Origin of the sequence: Bradyrhizobium australafricanum, from assembly GCF_020329495.1 — a bacterium.
Lineage (GTDB): Bacteria > Pseudomonadota > Alphaproteobacteria > Rhizobiales > Xanthobacteraceae > Bradyrhizobium > Bradyrhizobium australafricanum.
The window spans coordinates 1-16,442 of record NZ_JAGKJL010000082.1 but is presented as its reverse complement, the minus strand read 5'-3'; the positions used below and the strand labels follow the sequence as shown (position 1 = coordinate 16,442).

General features: G+C 58.8%; 16 protein-coding genes and 1 pseudogene. 6 read left to right on the top strand and 11 right to left on the bottom strand.

Annotated elements, in window-relative coordinates; all coding sequences use genetic code 11:
• Positions 1 to 24: 24 nt before the first annotated feature.
• The 4 genes and pseudogenes from modC to ahpD all read left to right on the top strand — a co-directional run bounded on the left by modC (position 25) and on the right by ahpD (position 3,309).
• Positions 25 to 1,194 carry a molybdenum ABC transporter ATP-binding protein gene (modC, locus tag J6525_RS40865; RefSeq protein ID WP_376708634.1) on the top strand — a complete coding sequence of 390 codons (1,170 nt, stop codon included), beginning with the start codon at positions 25 to 27 and terminating at the stop codon, positions 1,192 to 1,194.
• A 10-nt stretch (positions 1,195 to 1,204) separates the two neighbouring features.
• Positions 1,205 to 1,857: pseudogene (locus tag J6525_RS40860) on the top strand (DUF2478 domain-containing protein).
• A gap of 342 nt (positions 1,858 to 2,199) precedes the next feature.
• Positions 2,200 to 2,754 (top strand): peroxiredoxin, encoded by a 555-nt coding sequence (locus tag J6525_RS40855; protein ID WP_057018224.1) that lies wholly within the window; start codon positions 2,200 to 2,202, stop codon positions 2,752 to 2,754.
• 6 nt (positions 2,755 to 2,760) lie between these two features.
• Positions 2,761 to 3,309 (top strand): alkylhydroperoxidase, AhpD family, encoded by a 549-nt coding sequence (gene ahpD / locus J6525_RS40850; RefSeq protein ID WP_225648917.1) that lies wholly within the window; start codon positions 2,761 to 2,763, stop codon positions 3,307 to 3,309.
• Positions 3,310 to 3,523: 214 nt separating this feature from the next.
• Here ahpD and J6525_RS40845 read toward each other — a convergent pair whose 3' ends face one another.
• The 7 genes from J6525_RS40845 to nifH form a co-directional block, all read right to left on the bottom strand.
• Positions 3,524 to 3,820, bottom strand: a complete 297-nt coding sequence (locus J6525_RS40845; protein ID WP_141341122.1) for a ferredoxin family protein — start codon at positions 3,818 to 3,820, stop codon at positions 3,524 to 3,526.
• 39 nt (positions 3,821 to 3,859) lie between these two features.
• On the bottom strand, positions 3,860 to 5,167 hold the full coding sequence (locus J6525_RS40840) for an FAD-dependent oxidoreductase (protein ID WP_057018221.1): 1,308 nt from the start codon (positions 5,165 to 5,167) through the stop codon (positions 3,860 to 3,862).
• Between the two features lie 13 nt (positions 5,168 to 5,180).
• Positions 5,181 to 6,290 (bottom strand): electron transfer flavoprotein subunit alpha/FixB family protein, encoded by a 1,110-nt coding sequence (locus J6525_RS40835; protein ID WP_225648916.1) that lies wholly within the window; start codon positions 6,288 to 6,290, stop codon positions 5,181 to 5,183.
• Between the two features lie 958 nt (positions 6,291 to 7,248).
• Positions 7,249 to 7,590 (bottom strand): nitrogenase stabilizing/protective protein NifW, encoded by a 342-nt coding sequence (gene nifW / locus J6525_RS40830; protein WP_225648915.1) that lies wholly within the window; start codon positions 7,588 to 7,590, stop codon positions 7,249 to 7,251.
• Positions 7,591 to 7,750: 160 nt separating this feature from the next.
• Positions 7,751 to 8,938: a homocitrate synthase gene (gene nifV / locus J6525_RS40825; RefSeq protein WP_057018218.1), complete on the bottom strand. Its 1,188-nt coding sequence runs from the start codon at positions 8,936 to 8,938 to the stop codon at positions 7,751 to 7,753.
• Positions 8,939 to 9,313: 375 nt separating this feature from the next.
• Positions 9,314 to 10,030 (bottom strand): nitrogen fixation protein NifQ, encoded by a 717-nt coding sequence (locus J6525_RS40820; protein ID WP_312010052.1) that lies wholly within the window; start codon positions 10,028 to 10,030, stop codon positions 9,314 to 9,316.
• Positions 10,031 to 10,171: 141 nt separating this feature from the next.
• Positions 10,172 to 11,056 (bottom strand): nitrogenase iron protein, encoded by an 885-nt coding sequence (gene nifH, locus J6525_RS40815; RefSeq protein ID WP_057018216.1) that lies wholly within the window; start codon positions 11,054 to 11,056, stop codon positions 10,172 to 10,174.
• A gap of 843 nt (positions 11,057 to 11,899) precedes the next feature.
• Here nifH and J6525_RS40810 point away from each other — a divergent pair.
• Together J6525_RS40810 and J6525_RS40805 are read left to right on the top strand one after the other, a co-directional pair.
• Positions 11,900 to 12,313: an ArsC/Spx/MgsR family protein gene (locus J6525_RS40810; protein ID WP_225648914.1), complete on the top strand. Its 414-nt coding sequence runs from the start codon at positions 11,900 to 11,902 to the stop codon at positions 12,311 to 12,313.
• A gap of 462 nt (positions 12,314 to 12,775) precedes the next feature.
• Positions 12,776 to 13,519 carry an OmpW/AlkL family protein gene (locus J6525_RS40805; protein ID WP_376708633.1) on the top strand — a complete coding sequence of 248 codons (744 nt, stop codon included), beginning with the start codon at positions 12,776 to 12,778 and terminating at the stop codon, positions 13,517 to 13,519.
• 561 nt (positions 13,520 to 14,080) lie between these two features.
• Here the strand turns inward: J6525_RS40805 and J6525_RS40800 are convergent.
• From J6525_RS40800 to J6525_RS40785, 4 genes are all read right to left on the bottom strand, one after another.
• Entirely contained in the window at positions 14,081 to 14,428 is a 348-nt protein-coding gene (locus J6525_RS40800) for a (2Fe-2S) ferredoxin domain-containing protein (RefSeq protein WP_225648912.1), read from the bottom strand.
• A gap of 964 nt (positions 14,429 to 15,392) precedes the next feature.
• Positions 15,393 to 15,866, bottom strand: coding sequence for a Rieske (2Fe-2S) protein (locus J6525_RS40795; RefSeq protein ID WP_225648911.1), 474 nt, complete (start codon positions 15,864 to 15,866; stop codon positions 15,393 to 15,395).
• Positions 15,863 to 16,084: a hypothetical protein gene (locus tag J6525_RS40790; RefSeq protein WP_225648910.1), complete on the bottom strand. Its 222-nt coding sequence runs from the start codon at positions 16,082 to 16,084 to the stop codon at positions 15,863 to 15,865. The genes J6525_RS40795 and J6525_RS40790 overlap by 4 nt, the downstream gene beginning before the upstream one ends.
• 95 nt (positions 16,085 to 16,179) lie before the next feature.
• Positions 16,180 to 16,442 (bottom strand): transposase (locus J6525_RS40785; protein WP_512699755.1); only part of this gene is annotated, 263 nt, incomplete at its 5' end.

The window sequence follows — 16,442 nt, the reverse complement described above, 5'->3', positions numbered from 1 at the left end:
AAGATGCAGCATAGGCGCGGGCACGTGAGAGAAGCAAAACCGGGCTATATTGAAGTCGCCTTCAACGGCGCTATCGCAGGGATCCCGCTGGATGCGCAATTCAGCGCCCCGGCCAAAGGTGTCACGGCCGTCTTCGGTCCTCCAGGGTGCGGCAAGACCACAGTCGCGCGCTGCATTGCCGGCATCCAGCGTCTGCCGAGTGGATTCTGCGGCGTCGATGGTGAAATTTGGCAGGACGAGACGACGTTTCGGCCGCCTCATCTTCGTCCCGTCGCATATGTATTTCAGCGACCGATTCTTTTTTCCCATTTGTCTGTCAAGCGCACCCTTCTATACAACGCATCGAAATCGAGAGCGACACTGATCGACTTTGACGGTGTAGTTAAATTGCTCGACTTGGCGCCACTGCTTGATCGATCCCCGTCACATCTTTCTGGCGCCGAGCGACAGCGACTTGCCCTAGGCAGCGCGCTACTAGCCCAACCGCGGCTACTATTGCTGGACGACCCACTCATTGTGCTCGACCGTGCCGCCAAGTGCGCTATTCTGCCATTTCTCGAGCGTATGCGTGAGGAACTGACGTTGCCGATGATCTATATTTGCCATGACATGGCGGACATCGAGCGCTTTGCCGATTATCTAGTCATAATGAAGCATGGCAATGTGACTGCGGCGGGGCCGCTGCACGTCGTTCAGAGTGACCGAGCACTTGCCGCGCGCGACGAAGCGGCGGTTTGCGTTGATACCGTAGTCGGCGGCTATGACGGGCGCTATGGCCTGATCATCGTTCGCCTCAGAGGAGCGCGTCTGCTGATACCTGGGCCGCCGCTCCGACCCGGCGCCCGGCTACGGCTACGCGTTGCGGCCACCGATGTCAGCATCGCGCGCGACGCTCCGCGCGCAAGCTCCTTCCTGAATGTCTTTCCGGCACGCATCAAAGCCTTCGTACCGCTTGATGAAGCTGAGATCACGTTGGTTCTGGTGCTCGAAACCGGCCGTGCCGGCGTTCCCCTTTTGGCGCGCATCACTCGCCGCGCGTTTGATGAGCTGGGGCTCAGTAACGGAATGGACGTATTCGCCGAGGTCGCGCGAGCCTTGCCGGTCTCACCCCCCGAGCGGCTGCTCATAACGCCTGTGACACTAGTAGGAGATATTCCGCAGAAAAGCGCTAACACGCGAAACGAACAGAAATAGGATCACGGCCATGATCGACAACCTTGATGATATCGATCCGACAGATGTGGCGGCGGTTCTCTACCAGCCAGACGATGACGCCGACGAACTCCTTGCCGATTTCGTCCAGGATCTCGCGCGGCATGACGTACGCGTCGGCGGCATCGTCCAGCGACACTTCAGGAAGCAATCGACGTTGCCACAGGGCGAGAGATCTCGATTTCCCAGCTACTCGGCAGCGGGGCGGCGTCCTGTAAACTCGATACAAGCGGATTGGCCGAGGCCGCAGTTGTCGTTTCCCAGGCGCTTCGCGACAAAGTCGATCTCCTCGTGATCAGCAAATTCGCCAAACAGGAAGCGGTTGGCCGCGGCCTGCGCGCTGAATTTGTTGATGCGATCACTCGGGGTACGCCGCTCCTGACAGCTGTTCCAAGAAAATGTCTTGCCGACTGGAGAGCTTTTACCGGTGATGTTGGCACGCTGCTACTTTGCGATCGTCAAGCTGTAGAAGAATGGTGGCGCGTTGTCTCCACGCGCCCGGGGCGACGCCGCGCCTTCAGCCCTAGCTGGAGCTATTTGGGGACGATGATACCGGACAGCCTGATGACGGCTGCGAGACTATCGCCGGCGTCGATTCCGGAATCGCCGCTGGGGCTCCTTCGCCGCCCACAAAAACAGCCTTAGCATCAGCAGCCGTTTCACACGTAAGCTGCTCTGCGAGGACGTCGTGAATCCATTTTCGGTCGGCAAGTAGCCGTTTTCGACCAGCGGTTCAATCGCTGGTCGAGAAATTCGGTTGCTAACTTGGACTGCGGCAGCCCACTTGTCACGTACGCACCCGTTCACGACGTTTCAAACGATCGAGCATCGCATCCAGACGGCATGATTTGGAGGTGGATGTGAGGGCCGTCAGACCCAAGCCGCTGGTGATCTTAGTCGCGACAATCCGATCTTGAGAACGGATGGCATATAGCTTGCTTCAGCAATGACGACACAACTTACGCAAAGCACACTTGTGAGGTCAGCATGCTCGGAATTGGAAGTCAGTTGCCGCCGTTCGAAATCACAGGCGTGAAGCCCGGCTTTCAGGCGCAGGAAGAAGAAGGACACAGCGCGTTCGAGACGCTGACCGAAACGAGCTTCCCAGAAAAATGGAAGATCATCTTTTTCTACCCCAAGGATTTTACGTTCGTCTGTCCGACCGAGATCGCCGAGTTCGGCCGCCTATCCAAGGAATTCGCCGATCGCGATGCTGTGGTACTGGGCGGCTCGACTGACAATGAGTTCTGCAAGCTCGCCTGGCGGCGCTCGCATGCAGACCTGCACAACTTGCCGATTTGGCAGTTTGCCGACACAAAAGGAACCTTAGTCGATGGCCTCGGCGTACGTTCGCCTGAGGGCGTTGCCTATCGCTACACCTTTATCGTCGACCCCGGCAACATAATCCAACACGTCTATGCAACAAATCTCAACGTCGGGCGTAGCCCCAAGGACACGCTCCGCGTTCTGGACGCGCTGCAGACCGACGAACTCTGTCCCTGCAACCGCGAAGTCGGCGGCGAAACTCTGAAGGTTGCGTGAGGCAGCATGTCGCCGATTGAGCAGTTGAATGAGACGATTCCCGATTTCGCCAAGGACGTCAGGCTTAACCTGGCGTCCTTGCTGGCCGATGATACGCTGTCGCCGCAGCGACAATACGGCCTGCTGCTGGCGAGCGCGATTGCCACTCGCAATGCAGCCCTGATCGCCGCGATCGAAGCGGCTGCAGCTGCCGTGATGACGCCCGCGGCGATCGCCGCAGCGAAATCCGCAGCCTCTGTGATGGCGATGAACAATGTCTACTACCGATTCGTTCACCTCGCGTCCAACCCGGAATACAAGACCATGCCGCCACGATTGCGCATGAACGTGATCGGCAATCCTGGCGTGGATAAATCGGATTTCGAGCTGTGGTCGCTCGCGGTCTCGGCCATAAATGGCTGCGGGGCCTGTATCGACGCTCACGAGAAGACACTGCGGACTGAGGGCGTCAGTTCCGGAGTGATCCAGGCTGCCGTGCGCTTTGCTGCGATTGTGCAATCAGTGGCGGTTGCGATCGAGGCCGCCGGGCGCCCCCAGTCCAAGCCGACGGGCTGATTCCTTTGCGCCGTCGGATCGACACCGCTTATGGCGCCACTCTATTGCGGCACGACCAATCCTCGGCATCCAAGCGAGCATGATATCCTCAGTCTGGGCATTGCGGGCGTTTCCTCGGTTGCCTCACCTTAAGTGCAGACGAGCCAGAACGCGCCACAAAGGCGGTGAGATCCTCCTTGTAATGGCGATCTCACCGCGGCCTTTCGCTGTACTCTCAGCCAAACTTGAACAGCACGCCGTACCCGCCGCGCGGATGGCTCCATTTGATGTCGCCGGTGGGTTCAGCGATGACGCGGCAGGTGCCGCACTCGATGCAGCCGTCGACGGTTATCTCGACTTGGCCGTTGTCGTTGAGTTCGTAGCATCGCGCAGGGCAGGCTTTCAAAAGCGCAAGTAGCTGCGGCGACGGTGTGGTGTGCGCGCGCACGGTGACGTGAGGGCGACCGACATCGACAAGATAGCGGTTGTAGTACAGCTTGTCTTCGACGCGCACTGAGGGCTCGACATTCATTCTTTGACCTTCCATGGTTCGATTTTACACTGTTGCCGGTCAGCGCCAGGCCCTGGCAAAACGGCACGCATCCCCGAACAGACCTGTCCATGACCGCGCCTTGACGAAGGATTTCAGGGTCACCTTCTCCTTCTCAACCTTCGGCGTACCGTCGACGCGTACAAAGTTCTGAAGCGCCTTGGAGATAAGCTGCGGATAGGTAAGAAAGAAGTTTTGCGAATGGGTGTGCATCAGCGTCGGCATGTCTTTGTACTTCTTGAGGTCCTTAATGACGAAGGACTCGTCCAGCATCTTCTTGTAGAGCAACAGATTTTTTGCGGTCATCGGCTCGCGGCGCGATTTGACCTGGGCGATCGCTTCGGCCGCGATACGGCCTGAGGTCATCGCAAGATTGGAGCCTTCGCGATGAATGGCATTGTTGAGCTGTGCCGCATCCCCCACCACCACCCAACCCTCACCGTAGAGCTGCGGGATTGCTTTGTACCCGCCTTCAGGAATGAGATGCGCCGCATATTCCTTGACTTCGGAACCTGCGATCAGCGGCGCCACGGAGGGATGCTGCTTGAAATGATCGAGCATGCCGTAGGGTGTCTGGCCGGTGCGCTGGAAATCGGCGACGAGGCAGCCGATGCCGAGCGAGATGCACTCCTTGTTGGCATAGATGAAACCCATTCCGGTCATGCCGCGGGAAATGGTACCGGCAGCCTCGATCACGACGCCTTCGTCGCCCTTAAGATTGAAACGCGCCTCGATCGTCTCGCGAGGCAAAAAGTGCATTTCCTTCACAGCGAGCGCGACATTATCGGGTGTCGGCCGCGGGCGCAGGCCCGCGCGAGTGCCGAGGAGACCATTGACCCCCTCGGCCAGCACGACGACGTCGGCGTGTATTTCGCCGTCGCGGCGATCCGTACGAACTCCGACGATCCTCTCATGGTCGTCCCGTACGAGCTCCGTGACTGTCGTCTCGCACAGCACGGTCGCGCCGGCCTCCCGCACCTTCGAGGAGAACCATTTGTCAAACTGCGCGCGTATGATCGTGTATCGGTTCGGCCGCTCCTCGTTGAAGTCATCCGAGCGGTAGTGCACGCCGACATGGGAGCGATCGTCCATCATCCAGAACCGCTGTTCGACCAGATGGCGTTCGAGCGGCGCCTCCTCGCGAAACTCGGGTATCAGCTTTTCCATCATGTCGGCATAGAGGATTGCGCCCTGCACATTCTTCGATCCGGAATATTCGCCGCGCTCGAGCTGCAGCACCTTCATGCCGTGCTTGGCCATGGTCAACGCCGCTGCGTTGCCGGCCATACCGGCTCCGACTACGATCGCATCGAACTTCTCTTCAATCATCACATCATCTCCTCTAGACCGCGAGCCGGGCGCGCGAATTCGGCAAGAGCCTGGCGCGAAATGCGGCCGTCAGCGACGGGAGCAACTGCATGGCATCACTGACGATCGCGACATGAGCGAAATCGAAGATCGGTGCGTCCTTGTCGGTATTGATCGCGACGATCAGGTCCGCCCCCTCCACGCCGACCCTGTGCTGAATTGCGCCGGAAATGCCGGCGGCAATGTAGAGCTTTGGCCGGATGGTCTTGCCGGTCTGGCCGATCTGCCGGTCAGACGTCACCCATCCTTTTTGCACCAGAGGACGCGAGCAACCGTACTCGGCGCCAAGAAGAGTTGCTAGCTCTCGCACCAACCGAAAGTTCTCGGGCGATCCCAGTCCCAAGCCGCCGGCGACGACGACATCGGCATAAGCCAGATTTGATGTTTCGGAATCGCGATCGGGAATGAACGTCAGCACTTTCGTGACGATATCGTCTTCGACAAGACCGAGCGGATGGATGATGATACGAGCGGCGTCGCGGACGACACGCTCCGGCATCGGCATGACGCGCGGCCGGACGGTTGCCATCTGCGGACGGTAGTTCAAGGTATAAATCGTGCACAGCAACGAGCCGCCAAAGGTCGGACGCGTCGCTGCAAGCGACCCATCTGCGTCGACATCGAGCGCGGTGCAGTCGGCGGTGAGCCCCGTCGACAAGGTGGTCGCCACCGAACCTGCGAGATCGCGACCGAGTGTCGTTGCGCCCAACAGCAGGATTTCAGGCTTGTAGGTGTTGACGAGTTCAGTTAGCGCTTTGGTATAGGATTCATTTCGGTAATCCGACAAAACATTATCGCTCACGAGATAGGCCAGATCGGCGCCATAGCAAAAGGATTCAAGTGCGGCGTTACGCGTCGGCTGCCCCTCCGGACCAGTAACGACCGCGGCGAGGTTCACCTTCAGCCTGTCGGCAAGTCTGCGCCCCGCCCCCATGAGTTCCCAGGAGACCGGATGCACCTGGCCACGCTCCTGCTCGACGAAAACCCAGACATGCTTGTAGGCCTTAAAGTGCTCCGGCAGTTCCTTTTTGGCCGCCGCGCGGCCGGCCGCCGCCGGCGCAGCCGTTTTGCTGACATTGCTCATGTTTTAAGTTCCCCTCAATAGTGCGCGCGCCCGCGCCACAGGATTGGTTTCCAGTTCGGTTGGCTGAAGATCAGTTTTGCTCAGCAGATGGCCGGCTGCACGGTGGTTCCGCCTGCTCGGTGCGGCCCGACCGCGCAACGAGAGGCGTCGCTCGGGGCGAACGCACGGAACGGACCAGATTCCGAGAGGGCCAGGAGACAGGCTTCCTGTGGGCCCCGTTCGACAAGCGCCAGCGAGGCGGCCAGGCCGCTGCGATCACCCTGGTTGACCCTGTCCATGCTTGAGTACGCGGGTCCACTTGCTTCGCAAGAGCTGCACCTCGCTTTCGGTCTAGCGCTCCACATCGGCAGTAACGACCCGGGTGATCTTGCCCCCGCGCTATCATGCGATGAGTGCTCGGCCGCCAGCGCTGGTGACTCGCGTGGGCCACCGTCGTCCCCTCTTTCTGGCGCATGTTGCTATCGGCCCTCGGGTAGATGTAGATCTGCGCACAAGCGCGCACCCGCCTGATGCTGACGAAGATGTGCATACGCTTCCCAATTGAAGCGTGGACGGGCGGCTTACCCGTTGGCCGCCCTCGCGGGCTCGATAGTGGCTTTAATCGCATCAAAAGCCAGCTCGCTTGGCACTGCGCGAGCGTGAGCCACGAAATGTTGCCGTACAACTCGGTAGGCAGTAGACGTAATGTGAAAGGTCTTCCTTCAGATCTCATTTCGGACGGCTACCATTTATTGCATCGATGACTGGATCGACACGACAACAGCAAGTGTCGTACCAGTTGCAAGAACCAAGTAAATCGGGCGAACTCAATGGCTTATGAGGCACTTGGAACGGCTGCTAATCCCCAGGAGACGATCCGTTCGGACAAGGGTCGGGAATACGACAGCGTCGCGCGAGTCCTGGCGGAGAGAGTTGATGGAAGGAGACGAAGCCTGCACGAGGAGCCGTCAGCGTAAGATCATTTCAGCTCGCTCAATGGGACAAAGGCCGTCGGCTTGCCACGGTCTGCGACGGCATCCTTCAAAACCTTGAACACCCGCTGCTCGATTGGCGACGATGCCACGAAGTCGGCATAGGCCTGCTCCAGCATCGCTTTGCAACGAGCTCTGATGTCCGGCTCTGCGACACCTGCGAATTGCTCATTGGCAAAATATTGTCCCATGCGCTTTAGGATGTGAAGGCGCGCGACATCGACGATCGTAGGGTCGTAATCGACGCCCAGCACTGAAAAAAACTCTTCCGCCGACGAAGCCTTGCTGAGCCGATCCAGGATACCGGCTGTTGGGTGCGAGTTACTCATCGAAAAATCCCCTTTGAATCAGCGGGTGGACGGTCGGCCAAAAGGCGGCAGAGGCTGGTCATCGTAGTGCATGCCCCCTCGTGCAACCATGCGGAGGCAGGCCAGTGTTCCTCGCGCGCTTGGTTTTGAGCGTATCCCAGACGTTGCTGGGCGGGGCTGGTCACGCCGGGTGGGTCGCCAAGCATCCGCACACATCACGCCAGATCGCCACCAAGGTTTCGCGCTCGACCGGCAGCTTGTGCTCGACGGCATGTTTGCGTGCTTGCGACAGGATCTGTCTGGCCTGATCGGTGCTGGCGACGAGCTGTAATTCTTTGAGCAACGCGGTGATCGCCGACAGCCCGGAATGCTTGCCGATCACAAAACGGTTGCGGCGCCCAAGCAGAACCGGGTCAAGCGACTGGTAGGTGCGTTGATCCTTCAAAAGGCCATCCACATGAATGCCCGATTCATGCGTAAACACATGCTCTCCGACGATGGCCTTGTTCAGAGGAATCGCACGTGCGGCTGCGGCTGCAACCACCGCAGCGACGTTCTCGAGCTCCGACAGTATGATGCCAGTCTCGCGGCTATAGAGCTGCTTGAGTGCGACCGCGACCTCCTCGAGCGGTGCATTTCCGGCCCGCTCGCCGAGGCCGATAACGGTTACCGAGGCGTGGCTCGCGCCGGCCTTGATGGCGGAGAGCGTATTGGCGGTTGCGAGACCAAGATCATCGTGACCATGAAACTCGAGTTCGAGATCCGTGGTCGCACGCAAATTTCCAACCAGCGCGAAGGTTGTATCCGGGTCGAGCACACTGAGCGTATCGGCAATACGAAATCTCCGCGCTCCCGCCTCTTTTGCGGCTGCTACCAGTCTGATGAGAAAATCGATGTCGGCGCGGGAGGAGTCCTCGCCGCCGACGGCGACCTCAAGTCCCTGCTCGCGGGCGTAACCTACTACTCGCTTCACTTGCTCCAGCGCCAGGTCGCGACAACCGCCAAGTTTGGCCGCGATCTGCACATCGGAACTCGGGATCGACATATTGACCATGGACACCTTCGCTTCGATCGCGGCATCGATGTCCGCTTGCCGCATCCGGCACCAGCCTATGGTGGTCAGCGGAAGCTCCGCTTCGACGATTGCGCGGATGGCGGCGATCTCCTCGTTGCCCATCGCGGGCGTTCCCGCCTCGATCTCCGTCACGCCGGCCCGCGCCAAAGCCTGCGCGATCGCCAGCTTTTCCTCTGTGGTGAACGCAACACCAGGCGCCTGCTCGCCGTCGCGTAATGTCGTGTCGTTGAGCACGGTCGGCCTGACGCCCGCCTGCTCGGACCAAGGCGGTTTGGCTGTGGTGGTGGCGGCCATCACGAAAGGGCTCCTCATTGTTTTCGACTAGAGCGCTTCAGCAACCCGCATGCCAGCCCGCCATCCTTGACAACCCGTTGAAAATGATACGCTCTTCTCCTCGGCTGACCTTCGCAATTGGATTGTCGCAAACGCGACAGGTTCACGAAGCGGACGCCTCACCTTGCCTCTTGCCTCGCCGAGCTCGAATGTTGACGCGATTGCACTATGGGATGCAGAAAACGTTGCGAATCCCCTCTGGCTCGGCATCGCCTTGGACCTCATAGTCGCGTCCGCATCGAATGGCGTTAGCCTCGCCCTTCAGCTCCTGCGAAGTTCGCCAAAGCCCGCGATGCGTTATCAGATGACCGGGAGATCGAGGAACCTTGTGGCAACTCAAATAGGCCAGTCGCCACTGACTTCCGGGCGAGCTGCCTGCAACAGAAGGTCGCGCCGGCGCTCGGCCATCCGACTCTCGCCGCTTTCTTCGCCGAAGCAGAGATTGAAGTCGTTACATTGTGTGCACACGGGCGTTGTGCACATGACGAGGCCTTCATCCTCGCATAGCGAGCGGTAGAAGAAGCGCTTCCAGCGCATATTGTTGATATTGCGCGCGGCGAGGGGCGCGAAGTGGCGGCTTAGTAGCCGCGAGAGTTCGCCACGATTGCGCAACCCGAGATCTTCCCACAGGTGATCTGGCTCTATGGAGCGGCGGGCGATCATCGCGGCCAGCCAGCCGCCGATATGCCCTTCCGTCGAGCGTTGCTTGAGTAAGAGATCGCGCACCATCGAGATTTCGTCATTTTCATCGCACTTAGACGCCAGGAGCTGCTCCGAGATCTTGACCTCAACCGACGGAAAATAGAGCCCCAGCAGGGCCGCCAGTTCGTGGCCGGACAGGCCGGCCTTCTCGGGAAGCGCACCACCATCCATCGAGGCGGCCGCCAGGATCGACGCCAGGACATGGCAATCGAAATTGCTGTCGGTGACAATGTCGGCATCTTCAGGAGGCACGCCAATAAGCGCTCGGTAGGTTTCAATTCCTCGCTGCACATCGCTGCTCGCATCGACGGCGCAAGCAACCATAAACGTAAGGAGGTGCGTTTCGGGCATGATGTTTTTGGGCTAAGCAGTCACTTTTGCCCCGCCCGTTCTGGCTGGTCGGGTGCTGTTAGAGTGCCGGTCTCCCCGGATGGGGGGTGAGGGAGACCGGCATCCGTCGCGCGCCCTTCAACAGGCCGCGACCCGCGACCCTTATGAGGCCGCGAGTTCGGCGGCGGTCTTGCCGATGATGGATTCGTCGACGGCCTTCATTATGCCATGCTCCATCAGCATGTCCTCGAGCTCGTCCATGGAGATCGGGGTGGGAATGATGCCCTTGCCGCCATTGTTGTGAATTTTGGTTGCAAGATTGCGATAGTGATCGGCCTGCTGCGACTCGGGCGCATACTCGAGCACCGTCATGCGCCGCAGCTCGGCATGCTGCACCACATTGTCGCGCGGCACGAAGTAGATCAGCTGAGTGCCTAACTTCTTCGCCAGCGCCTCCGCCAGCTCCAGCTCCTTATCGGTCTGCCGCTCATTACAGACCAGGCCACCCAGCCGCACGCCACCCGAGTTGGCGTATTTCAGGATGCCCTTGGAGATGTTGTTTGCGGCATACATCGCCATCATTTCACCCGACATGACGATATAGATTTCCTGCGCCTTGTTCTCGCGGATTGGCATCGCGAAGCCCCCGCAAACGACGTCGCCGAGCACATCGTAGGAGACATAGTCAATGTTCTCGTAGGCGCCGTTCTCCTCCAGGAAATTGATCGAGGTGATGACACCGCGGCCGGCGCAGCCGACACCCGGCTCAGGACCACCGGATTCCACGCAGCGGATGTCCTTGTAGCCGACCTTCATCACATCCTCGAGTTCGAGATCCTCCACGCTGCCGGCGCTCGCTGCAAGGCTCAAGATCGTGTCCTGCGCCTTGGCATGCAGGATCAGGCGGGTCGAATCCGCCTTAGGATCGCATCCCACAATCAGGATTTTCTGGCCCATCTCGGCCAGTGCCGCCAACGTGTTCTGGGAAGTGGTCGACTTGCCGATGCCGCCCTTTCCGTAGAACGCGATTTGTCTCAGTGAAGACATTTAGTTCTCCATCAACCGATTTGCCAAAAGTTGCGTGCTTCCTACACGCGAGCTTGTTTCTCTTTCAGAAACGGGGCACACGGGTTCAAGGGAAGGAGCGCATCGCTCGTCTTACGCGTCGGCGTGCACCCAGCCCCTCACTCAGTGTTGCTGCCGGTGAATAGCAACCGCCATGCCAACGCTATCCACGCTCATTAAGCTTCTGATTAAGTTCGAAAAAACCAACGGTCCGTTGAGTAGCCCCAAAGCGTTTTGGACCGGACAGGATCTTCGCGCCTGTCAGAAAACGAACAACGGCAACACCCATCAACCGAAAAGCCGCAGCTTGGCATGACCTGATCAAACGCCCTTAAATGGAACGGGACTTGCTCCCGTTTTTGCAAGCCGGTGGTCGGCAATTTGCGAAGAGTGAAATGCAGGTCGAAGTCGGAACCTCTAAGTGGCCTGGCGAGGGTGTTCGTGGGTCGAGGATGACGAAATCAATTGTGCGGCAGAACTCGCGATCCAGCTGATCAGATCGACGCATGACCTTACGGCAGCAAGAAGCACGCGGCCGCCTGCGGATCGAAGCTAACTGGGTCCTGTTTCGAGATTCGCTATGAGACATAAAAGGCCGATGCTCGTTGCTAAGTTGGCGGCTCAATTTCTAGCTGGTGCGGATCTTGCTCGTTTGCGAGCCACCCCGCGAGATCACGGCCGTCTATCGCACTAAGGCCAGCGCACGCACGGTACGGTGCTTGCGCCACTGACGGGCGATGGTGCGCAACGGTGTCACAATGCGCTTTCGGACGTAGCGGAACTGCCGCCGACCGTTCAGCTCGGCGCAGCCACATGAGGTACACCATGGCGACAATCCTTTTTTATCAGAAGCCCGGCTGCGTCACCAATGCGCGTCAGATGCTGGCGCTGAAGGCCGCTGGCCACGACCTGATAGCCAAGGATATATTGAAGGAGCCATGGGCTGCGGAGGACTTGCGACGCTTCTTCGGCAGTATGCCGATCGCATCCTGGTTCAACCGAGCCGCGCCTCGTATCAAGTCGGGGGACATTAATCCTGACACAATCGACGCCGCAAGTGCGCTCGCGGCGATGCTGGCAGATCCGCTCCTGATCAGACGACCGCTGATCAACGCCGACGGTGCAAGATGCGCCGGCTTCGATCATGAACTCGTGCTGTCGCTTCTTGGTCGGGATACGCAAGATGATCTTGAGGGGTGCTCCCACGAACAACAGGGCACGCACTGTCCATCGTTGTGAGGAAACGATCGATCATACTACTATTGCCGCCAACCAATCCGAACAACGATCCTCCCACTCCCGTCCATTTTCAGAATGGCTGACGGCACTTCGCTGAGAATGCCGGCGTGCGTGGCTCTTCGTAACCCGCAGCGCCCAGGCTGCTCGGCTTGAGTACGACCTTTCCATGGCCCGCTTGTGTGAAACCGCCGTAGCTCGATCGCGCTTGTCGCACATGATGGCTTCAGTCTGAATTTGACCGGCGCTTTACGCCGAGACGCGGTTTATTGAATAGATTCGGCTCAGACAGAACATTGAACTGAATAACGATCCAGACAGAGAACGCGAAGCTCGCGGCCGTGATCCTTATGCAACGTGGCTGCAGAATTGCGCTACGTCCGCCGCCATTTGATCAGCATCAAATCCTTCGCCGTCTGCCATGTGTGACAGAAGTCTCGCGCGACTCTTCGCGCGAACTTTGGAATGGAGAATTCGATGAGGACAACGACAATTCTGACAACGGCATCGCTGCTTGCGCTCGCGACCCCGCTGGCCAGCATCCCGGTAAAGGCCGCGGACCTGGCGCAGGCCCCGATCTACTACAAAGCGCCCCAGATTGAGCCCTTCAATCCGTGGATGATCCGCCTGCGCGTGCTCGGCGTTTTGCCGGATACCGCCGGAAGCTCCGTCAATGTTGCCGGGGCGCCGGCGCTGTCCTCGCCCGCTTCCGGACTATCGATCAGCGACCAAGTGGTACCGGAGCTCGACATCACCTATTTCTTCACAAACAACGTTGCCGCCGAACTCATTCTCGGCGTGACCCGTCATCACATCAGCGGCACAGGCACGCTAACTGGTCTAGATGTCGGCAAAGCTTGGCTGTTGCCGCCAACCCTGACTCTGCAATATCACTTCACCGATTTCGGCCCGTTCAAGCCCTACATCGGCGCGGGCATCAACTACACCGTATTCTTCAACCAATCCGCAGCCAATACGTCACTCACTGGCCCTGCAGTGACGGATTTGCACATCAGCAACCAGTTTGGCGCCGCGATCCAATTCGGTTTCGACTATATGCTTGACCGTCATTGGGGCCTCAACTTCGACGTGAAGAAGTTGTGGTTGCGACCGAATTATTCGGCGACCGTAAACAATGCAATTGCTGTCGCCGGCCGCGCCAATATCGACCCATGGCTCGTCAGCGGCGGCATCACTTACAAGTTCTGACGCTAAGAACTCGCTTCAGTGAGTTCTCGGACGCGCCGCCTCGTCTGGCGCGTCTCCCCGCTGTAGTGCAGTACAAAGGCGAGCGGGATGATGTGTAAAACTACACGTCGTCTCGCCGAAGGCCGGGAGCCATTCGCAGCTTACTCTCGCTGTGAGCTTTGGGACGTGGCGGTAAATGACGGAGCATAAACAGATCGAGCCAATAGCGGTCAATAAAATCCTAATCGTGTTTCCTTTTCGGCGGAAGTAGAAGCGGTCACCCTGCTTATCGGAACCGAGAATTCAAGCCCGAACGCCCCCGTGTGAGAACGATCGCGCCTGCAACAGACTTGAGTTCAGGGCTCATCGGCCCCGATCATGAGCAGGACTCCGGTCGAGGCTTCCCTCTCACCGGATGATCCAGATCCAGGGCCATAACGACGGTTCAGTAGTCCGCCGCTGCGTACGCACTGGAAGCGTTAGGGCGCCCGATCATCGTGAGACATGCCGACATGCCAGCTGGCTGGCATATAAGCTGCGCATATAGACGACGCCCGGGCAAGCGGCGCTAAAGCGGAGCCTTTAGCTTCGCCTCAGCAACATCACGAGGCGGTCGACACGTTTGCCCTGCTTGAGATGGGAGTCTACGATTTCATCAACGTCTTCAGGCGTGGTGGCGCGATACCAGACCCCGTCTGGATAGACGACCATCAAAGGACCGGAGTTACAAAAGCCAAGGCAGCCCGCCACGGTGAAACCGACATCGGTGAGGCCTTGGGCTTCGATTGCCTTACCCATCCGATCCCAGAGGGCCTGCGCCCCAGAAGCGCCGCAGCTGCCGTGCGGATGATCGGGCGGACGCTGCGTGTGGCAGGCAAAGACGTGATGCCGATAAAGTTGAGGAAGCTCGAATTCGGTTTCTGCGTTCATGCGTCTATCCTGCAATCAACGGCTTTATCTGAGAAGAGACAAGATCCGGGCGCATCCGCCCAAAACGTCTTCTCTTCATTCGAACGCCGTATCGGCCATAACCAATTTACACTCGTACTTGCGAAGGCAGGCGAAATGAGCGGGCGACATATTGATGATCATCGCTGACCGATCAGCGACAGATGCTTGCCATATGAAACAACCCGCCATGATCAACTTCAGCGTCGTGATCTTCTTTTCCCTCATCACTTACGCGACCATCCAACTCCCCCAAAGCAAGTTCCGCACCAGATGCGCAGCGCTTGTTTCTCCAACAATCTCATTCTCCGCTCTGAGACGACCAACAATTATGCCGAGCTCGCGACAATGTCGCCCGCCTCTGTTTCGTGCATGACAAATGTTGCATCGCGTTCGACACTCTTCCGCTTCAGCCATTCGCAGTTCGTACGCAGCGCGCCCATGTCCCCGTTAATGCATCGACCTTGGCCGACGCCGTCGGCTGACGAGATGGCGGCGACCGCTAGGCCATCGCATGAACGGAGGCTTGGCATTGCAATTGCTACGCCCGCTTCAGCGGTCGGCCAAAAAATCGGAACATAGGAAAATCGGGACACAGGATCGTCATTCCTCCAGACCAAACGGTCCTGTCAGCCTGGGCCTCCCCATTTCATACAGCCCAGACGGTGCCCTCGGCGAGCTTGTAGCCGCCGAGGGCATTTCCTGCTCGAGAATTCTATCCACCGGCAACTAATGGCCTTGCTCGCTCCGTTTGGTGAGCTAGCGCCAGAAACCTCGTTGGTGCCGCCAAGATCGCGGTTGCTGTTCGGACTCCGGCAAGACCCGCCAGCTTTCACTCTCAGTTCACACGTATTGACGCGGGTCCGGGCCAGTACTCGTGAGTCCGATGGCTCTATTCGGCGATGCGTGTTAAAGCGACTTGATTAGCGGCCAAGTGATACGCCTGTTAATCAGGATGGATCGTAATATCCATGGTTTCGTCGCTGTCCTCAAACGAGTCGTACAACCGATCATCCTCCAGTAACTTGACGCCGCACAGGCAGACGTCACCGTCGATGATGACGAGCGCGACCGGTTCAAGCGCTTGTCCATTGCAGGGACCATCGATGCATAGCCCAGTGTCGATCTCAAATCTGGCACCGTGCCTGCCGCATCTGAGAAAGGAGCGGTCAGAGGAGAAAAACTCGCCGGAGCCGATGTTGAGCCATAAGCTGTCATGCGGACAGCGATTGACGTACCCTAAATAGTCGTCGCCGAACGTGCGAACCACAATAATTGGAAACGGGCGGCTCTCGCCGCTGTCGTCGACTCGCGACAAGCTGAAGCCCCTGGCGCCACTTCGCTCGATGGCATCGGCGGGACAGACGGCGAACACCGCGATCTGGTCACTCATCGGATTGCCAATCATCCCTTTGCTCATCCGGGCCTCGCAGTTTCCTGCTTGAAAACTTCGACCGTAGTCCGGGCCAGCCGGAAAGCGCCGCGGCCACAAGCGAGCGGTCGATAATTCGAGCCGACACGGGTGTTGAGCATATCAAACCACTGGTCCGGCGTGAGCTTCGCCGGACGCTCGCTGATTTGGATCACCCTCCCGTTCGGACCGAAGCGGACGTGAATGATGACTTGTTGCGGGTCCATTGCAATTCCCTGTTCAGCCGACTTTAAAGACCCGAGCCGAGACTGAGGATCTCAAATAGCTCGTCGTTCGTGAAGAACTGGCGGCAGCGCCCGGCTCAAGCGGTGTTTCGAGCCGGGACGGTCTCGAAGAAGGCTCGGATGATGACACGCAAGAGCTCTGCGAGCCATCGCAGCAGCAGGCCGAAGTTATAGCCGGCAGCGGCGAGAACAGCGTTGATGCGGTCGCCGAGGCGTCCCTTGAGATAATTTCTGTCCATGCGGTGCTCGGCCTTGACGTGGCCGATGACGGGCTCGACAGCCGCGCGACGCTTCATCTCGCGACGGATGGAAGCTGTGACGCGGCGGACCTGACCCGAGA

Coding starts and splice junctions, on each gene's coding strand:
- J6525_RS40855 (WP_057018224.1), top strand. CDS start 2,200: ATGCTCGGAATTGGAAGTCAGTTGCCGCCGTTCGAAATCACAGGCGTG.
- ahpD (WP_225648917.1), top strand. CDS start 2,761: ATGTCGCCGATTGAGCAGTTGAATGAGACGATTCCCGATTTCGCCAAG.
- J6525_RS40845 (WP_141341122.1), bottom strand. CDS start 3,820: ATGAATGTCGAGCCCTCAGTGCGCGTCGAAGACAAGCTGTACTACAAC.
- J6525_RS40840 (WP_057018221.1), bottom strand. CDS start 5,167: ATGATTGAAGAGAAGTTCGATGCGATCGTAGTCGGAGCCGGTATGGCC.
- J6525_RS40835 (WP_225648916.1), bottom strand. CDS start 6,290: ATGAGCAATGTCAGCAAAACGGCTGCGCCGGCGGCGGCCGGCCGCGCG.
- nifW (WP_225648915.1), bottom strand. CDS start 7,590: ATGAGTAACTCGCACCCAACAGCCGGTATCCTGGATCGGCTCAGCAAG.
- nifV (WP_057018218.1), bottom strand. CDS start 8,938: ATGGCCGCCACCACCACAGCCAAACCGCCTTGGTCCGAGCAGGCGGGC.
- J6525_RS40820 (WP_312010052.1), bottom strand. CDS start 10,030: ATGCCCGAAACGCACCTCCTTACGTTTATGGTTGCTTGCGCCGTCGAT.
- nifH (WP_057018216.1), bottom strand. CDS start 11,056: ATGTCTTCACTGAGACAAATCGCGTTCTACGGAAAGGGCGGCATCGGC.
- J6525_RS40810 (WP_225648914.1), top strand. CDS start 11,900: ATGGCGACAATCCTTTTTTATCAGAAGCCCGGCTGCGTCACCAATGCG.
- J6525_RS40805 (WP_376708633.1), top strand. CDS start 12,776: ATGGAGAATTCGATGAGGACAACGACAATTCTGACAACGGCATCGCTG.
- J6525_RS40800 (WP_225648912.1), bottom strand. CDS start 14,428: ATGAACGCAGAAACCGAATTCGAGCTTCCTCAACTTTATCGGCATCAC.
- J6525_RS40795 (WP_225648911.1), bottom strand. CDS start 15,866: ATGAGCAAAGGGATGATTGGCAATCCGATGAGTGACCAGATCGCGGTG.
- J6525_RS40790 (WP_225648910.1), bottom strand. CDS start 16,084: ATGGACCCGCAACAAGTCATCATTCACGTCCGCTTCGGTCCGAACGGG.